Below are 6183 nucleotides of genomic sequence, written 5' to 3' on the forward strand. Positions count from 1 at the left end.
ATGGAAGAAAAACATTGTTTATCGCTGATCGTCGAAAATAAATTCGGGGTGCTGACCCGCATTTCCGCGCTGTTTGCCCGCCGAGGCTACAATATTGACAGCCTGACCGTTGGCATGACAGAGGATGAAGACATTTCGCGGATCACGATGGTGGTCACGGCCGACGAACAGACCCTTGAACAAATTAAGAAGCAGCTGAATAAGCTGATCAATGTCATCAAAGTGACGGAGCTGAAGAAGGAAAGCGCTATCGCCAGAGAATTGGTCTTCATCAAGGTGAAGGCCGACGGGCGGACCCGTTCCAACATTGTGGAGATTTCCAATTTATTCCGGGCTCACGTAATTGACGTGAGCAAGGACAGCTTGATTCTCCAAATTACCGGAACGACGTCGAAGACCAAGGCGTTCATGAATATGATTGAACCTTACGGCATCATCGAATTTGTGCGCAGCGGGGTCACCGGCCTTCAACGGGGCCGCCAAAACGCGTAGTAAATGATCGGTTAAACGGCAAGGCGGCTGGGCCGTCTGCGTTTAATAATAGATTCACATTGTGAAAGAGGAGGAAATATGTATCGTATCGTAGAGGCTAAACATTTGGCCGACAACATTGTCCGTATGGATGTGGAGGCACCGTGGGTCGCCAAACATTGTCTGCCCGGGCAGTTTCTGATTGTCCGCGAAGATGAAAGGGGCGAACGTCTGCCGATGACCATTTGCGACTATGACCGGGAAGCCGGCACAGTGACCATCGTCACCCAGACCGTCGGCGCCGGCACTTATCGGATGGCTGAGCTTCAAACCGGAGACGCGTTTATGGACGTTGTCGGTCCGCTGGGCAATCCGTCGGAACTCGTTAAAACGCCCATTGACGAATTGAAAAAGAAGAAGATTCTTTTTGTCGGCGGCGGACTCGGCACAGCGCCGGTTTATCCCCAGGTGAAATGGATGCACGAACACGGCATCGACGTGGACGTCATCGTCGGTGCAAAGACCAAGGATTTAGTTATTCTTGAAGACGAAATGAAGGCGGTCGCCGGCCAGCTTTACGTCACGACGGATGACGGCAGCTACGGCAGAAGCGGCATGGTGACGAAAGTCATCGAAGATCTCGCGGCTGAAGGCAAGACCTGGGATGTCTGTGTGTGCATCGGGCCCATGATCATGATGAAATTCTGCTGCCTGACCACGAAGAAGCTCGGCATTCCGACCATCGTCAGCATGAACCCGATCATGGTCGACGGAACTGGGATGTGCGGCGCCTGCCGTTTGATTGTCGGCGGCGAAGTCAAATTTGCATGCGTCGACGGACCGGAATTTGACGGCCACAAGGTCGATTTCGATTTGGCGATGAAGCGCCAGGCCCAGTACAAGACAGAAGAAGGTAGAGCATTATTGGCGTTTGAAGAAGGCGACACCCATCACGGGGGCTGCGGCGTATGCGGAGGTGACGAATAATGGCGAGAGCAATGAAGCGCGTTCCGGTTCGCGAACAGGAACCGAAGGTCAGAGCGGCAAACTTTGAAGAAGTTTCCTACGGCTACAATGAAGAAGAAGCAGTGGCAGAAGCCAAACGCTGCCTGAATTGTAAAAATCCGAGATGTGTCGGCGGCTGCCCAGTCTCGATCAATATCCCGAAGTTTATCCACTTCGTCAGCGAACGCCAGTTTGAAGAGGCGTTCAAGACGATTCAGGAATCGTCATTGCTGCCGGCAGTCTGCGGCCGTGTCTGCCCGCAGGAAACCCAGTGTGAAGGGCCGTGTGTCATGGGGATCAAGGGCGAAGCGATCGCCATTGGCAAACTGGAACGCTTTGTCGCCGACTGGGCACGGGAACACCATATCGTGCCGGAAAAACCGGATTTCTCGACGGGCAAGAAGGTTGCTGTCATCGGTGCGGGCCCTGCTGGGCTGACCTGTGCGTCGGAATTGGCGAAGAAAGGCCACGACGTGACCATTTTTGAAGCCCTCCACGAAGCGGGCGGCGTGCTGGTGTACGGCATTCCGGAATTCCGTCTGCCGAAAGAAAAAGTCGTCGCCAAGGAAGTGGAAAACGTCAAACGCCTCGGCGTTAAGATCGAAACGGACGTCGTCATCGGCAAATCCGTGACAATCGATGAATTGCTCGACGAAGAAGGATTTGACGCCGTCTTTATCGGATCCGGCGCCGGGCTTCCGCGGTTTATGAATATTCCTGGTGAACAGGCCAACGGCGTGTACTCCGCCAACGAATATTTGACCCGCAACAATTTGATGAAGGCGTTCAAGGGCTACGATACGCCGATTCACAGAGGCAAGAAGGTCGTTGTGGTTGGCGGCGGCAACGTCGCTATGGATGCGGCGAGAACGGCGCTGCGCCTCGGCGCGGATACACATATTGTGTACCGCAGAAGCGAAGCGGAATTGCCAGCGCGTGCTGAAGAAGTCCACCACGCCAAAGAAGAAGGCATTCAATTCCATCTTCTGACCAACCCGGTTGAAATCCTCGTCGATGATGAAGACTGGGTCAAGGGGATCCGCGTGATCAAAATGGAACTTGGCGAACCCGACGACTCCGGCCGCCGCCGTCCGATTGAAATCCCGGGCAGCGAATACGATATCGATGCCGACACGGTCATCATGGCCCTCGGCACATCGCCAAACCCGTTGATCTCCTCGACAACGGAAGGATTGGACGTCAATAAATGGCAGTGCATTGTCGCAGACGATGAGGGGGCGACCTCCCGCAAGGGCATTTTCGCCGGCGGGGACGCGGTTTCAGGCGCGGCAACGGTTATCCTCGCAATGGGTGCCGGCAAGAAAGCCGCTGCTTCCATTGATGCGTATTTAAAGACTTTAGACTGAGTTAAAGATTGCCAGTAAAACGAAAGACCAGAGCATAGCTGCTCTGGTCTTTTTTGCGTCAAAATGCGGCGATTCCGCAACATTGGCGCCGGAGACGATGAAGAAGATGTAGAAAGGGAAATCGTGGCATTTAAGCGATAAAAAAGCGGCCGAAGCCGCTTGAATTGAAAGGCCGTCTATTTATCTTTAGGGATATATGTGCCGAGCACCTGGGCTGTTTTGGCGATCGGCATGGTTTGAATCACAATCTTGCCCGGACCTTTTACGACGGTATTGAACAGGCCTTCGCCGCCGAGGAGCACATTTTTAAACCCCTTGATACGTTCGATATCCATTGTACAGGTGTCTTCCATGATGACCAGGTGGCCGGTGTCCATGGATTTGCTTTCTCCAGGTCCTAATTCGTAGGTAACCGTCGCGCCATCCACTTCTAAAAAGACCATCCCGGTTCCAGAAAATTTCTGCATGATAAAACCTTCACCGCCGAAAAAGCCAGAGCCCAGTTTCTTCTGGAAAAAGATATCCATCTGAACCCCTTCTTCTGACGCGAGGAAGGCCGATTTCTGAGCAACAATGGATTTTGACCCGTCGAGTTTAACCGCAACGATTTCGCCGGGGAAAGAGGAGGCAAAGGCGATTTCGCCTGGTGCTTCTGCAACGTAACGGTTCGTAAACATGGACTCGCCGGTAAACGCCCGCTTGAACATTTTGCCTGCGCCGCCGCCTTTCGTTTCCATTTTGATACTGCTATCTTTCCAGGACATACCGCCGGATTCGCAAATAATGGCTTCACCCCGATCTAATAAGCAGCGCACTGCTGGGAAATTGCCGCCGATGATTTTATATTTCATTTTTTTACCTCCATAGGGCAAGGAATACTGATAGCCGCAGCAGAAATAATTATACAGTCAATTAAATTCTGTAAGGAAATTATAACATATAAAGATAAAAATGAAAAGGATTAAATAAATAGTTAAGGAGATGCTTTAAAGAAAAAGATCAGAAATTAGTACGATGTTCGCATTCGAAAAGTGAGCGTTAAAAGGGCTTGACGCTTACCTAAAGCAAGGACGTTGATTCAGAATTCATTGTGGTTTCGAATGCTAAAGTGATGCTGCCTTTTTATGTTTATTTTATATTTCACGACAAAGGAGCATCCAATGAATACTCAAACATCGTTACAGCCCTCATCCCATCATTCAGAGAAAACCCCAAATCGAAAGCGCTAATTGAGATTTTCTGTTGTTATTGTGATCGTTTTTGTCGCCGTGATGGCTGTGTTGAGCATCGTTCTAGGCGTAGAGGCCTACAGCCGCCGAAACGACGTCTCGACAAAAGCCATTACAGACAACGGCAAAACGGTGCTGGTCAACGGCAATTTCGACCAGATGTCCAGTCAGGCGACACAGTCGGCTGTCAAAAAGATGATTCAAAAGATTTATACGACGGATTACAGCACGTCGGTTAAGGCGAATCTGAACCGCCTGAAGAAGAAAACCAGCTACACGCTGTCCCATCCGCTGGTGGTGCACAACCCCTACGGGACCAACACCACCTCACTGTACGTTTACTTTAAGACCAGTGATGCGGCCAGCGTCAAATATACGGTATCTGCGTCTGGCGTGAAAGACTTTACCAAAACAGCGGAAAAGCATTATTTAACGACCCATGAATTTACGATTCTCGGACTGACGCCAAACCAGACGAATACCATCACGGTGACGACGACAGACAAAAATGGAAACAAATCGGTCAAAACCTTTAAGTACAGATGCGGCAGTCTCCTGAGCGACACGGAAGTGAATCTCACGAAGACCAAAGTCAAATCCTCGGGGCAGAAGCTTTCCAGTGGACTCTACGCCATTCTCGGCAACGACAGCGTCGGCATCGATTACGTCGCGTATTACGATAATAACGGACACCTGCGCAGCGAAATTCCAATTATCGGCTACCGCGCCCATCGCCTGCTGTTTAAAGACGGGTTGATGTACTTCAGCGTCAGTCAGACGAAAATCGCTGGCGTGAACGATTTGGGACAGGTCGAGAAAATGCTGTTCACCGGGAAATATCTGCTGCATCACGATTATGTCTTCGACGAGGACGGCAATCTGGTTGTCCTGGGATCGCTGAGAACCAACAGCTACACCACGAGCCGGAGCGAAGATTTGATCCTGCGCATTAACGTGAAAACCGGCAAAATTATGAACGTCGTCGATTTGGGAGATATTCTCGGCGATTACAAGAAGACAACCACACGGCCGAAGAGCGACTACAATGCAGAAGGGGCCTACGGACTGGATTGGATGCACATCAACACAATTCAGTATTTAGGGGATGAAACTTACCTGCTGTCCAGCCGTGAAACGTCGACGGTTATCAAGGTGTCAAATCTTTTTGAGTCCTCTCCGAATCTTGACTACCTCATTGGACCGAAAGACCTCTGGAAAAATACGCCCTATGCGGACAAAGTACTGAAAAAAATCGGAAGCTTTGTTTCGGCGACCGGCCAGCACAGCATCACCTACGAAAAAGGCGATACGGATGGCGTATACCATATCTATCTGTACAATAATAATCTCGGCGTATCTCAAACCAATTCAACTTTCAACTGGAGTCAATTAAATGGCGTACAGTTGAAGAACAATCTCATTATGACAGATAAGGAAGAAGCCAGCGCCTCATCTTATTATTATGAATACGAGGTTGATGAAAACAAGAGAACGTATAAATTGGTCTCGAAATTCAAGGTGCCGTATTCCTCCCATGTGTCCAGTGCTCAAAAGAAAGATGGCAACATCATTATGGATTCAGGATTCCAAGGGATATTCGGCGAATACACCTGTACGGGCAAATTGATTCAGCAGTACAGGGTCAGCCTGAACAAGTACATGGTCTACCGCGTGTATAAATACGACTTTAACGGGTTCTATTTCAATAAATAAGAAGAACGCAGCGCACACCAAGAGCAAAGCCGGGTCTCGGAAAAAACCTTTCCGTGATCCGGCCATTTTGATGAAGAAAACAGAAATAAAATACGTTGAAAAAATAATTTAAAAAAATTGCAAAAAGGTGTTGACATGAAATGAGGATGCGTGTATAATACATATCGTTGTCGCGAGAGACAGCAACAACTTAACAGCTCGAAAGCAAGTAAACAAGCGGGTTTCAGCGCAGTTTGCTGAGAAAGTTTTTTGAAAATCTTCAAAAAAGAAATTCAAAAAACTTCAAAAAAGTTCTTGACAAGAACAAAGTGAGCTGATATAATAAAGAAGTTGTCGCTTGAAGCGACGGCAGGTCATAGAAAAGAGAATAGTACCATAAAACCTGGAAAACACAAACC

5 protein-coding genes are annotated in these 6183 nt (G+C 49.3%); 4 read left to right on the forward strand and 1 reads right to left on the reverse strand.

Annotated elements, in window-relative coordinates; translation table 11 throughout:
- From ilvN to gltA, 3 genes are all read left to right on the forward strand, one after another.
- Positions 1–492: an acetolactate synthase small subunit gene (gene ilvN, locus FYJ52_RS06725; RefSeq protein ID WP_154576459.1), complete on the forward strand. Its 492-nt coding sequence runs from the start codon at positions 1–3 to the stop codon at positions 490–492.
- A gap of 78 nt (positions 493–570) precedes the next feature.
- Positions 571–1458, forward strand: coding sequence for a sulfide/dihydroorotate dehydrogenase-like FAD/NAD-binding protein (locus FYJ52_RS06730; protein ID WP_154576460.1), 888 nt, complete (start codon positions 571–573; stop codon positions 1456–1458).
- Positions 1458–2843, forward strand: a complete 1386-nt coding sequence (gltA, locus tag FYJ52_RS06735; protein ID WP_154576461.1) for an NADPH-dependent glutamate synthase — start codon at positions 1458–1460, stop codon at positions 2841–2843. Before FYJ52_RS06730 ends, gltA begins: the two co-directional genes overlap by 1 nt.
- Positions 2844–3019: 176 nt before the next feature.
- Here the strand turns inward: gltA and FYJ52_RS06740 are convergent, their stop codons facing one another.
- Positions 3020–3694: a TIGR00266 family protein gene (locus FYJ52_RS06740; protein ID WP_154576462.1), complete on the reverse strand. Its 675-nt coding sequence runs from the start codon at positions 3692–3694 to the stop codon at positions 3020–3022.
- 378 nt (positions 3695–4072) lie between these two features.
- Here FYJ52_RS06740 and FYJ52_RS06745 point away from each other — a divergent pair, with 378 nt between their 5' ends.
- Positions 4073–5785 carry an aryl-sulfate sulfotransferase gene (locus FYJ52_RS06745; protein ID WP_154576463.1) on the forward strand — a complete coding sequence of 571 codons (1713 nt, stop codon included), beginning with the start codon at positions 4073–4075 and terminating at the stop codon, positions 5783–5785.
- Positions 5786–6183 lie beyond the last annotated feature (398 nt).

Origin of the sequence: Pseudoramibacter porci (assembly GCF_009696145.1) — a bacterium.
Taxonomy (GTDB): domain Bacteria; phylum Bacillota; class Clostridia; order Eubacteriales; family Eubacteriaceae; genus Pseudoramibacter; species Pseudoramibacter porci.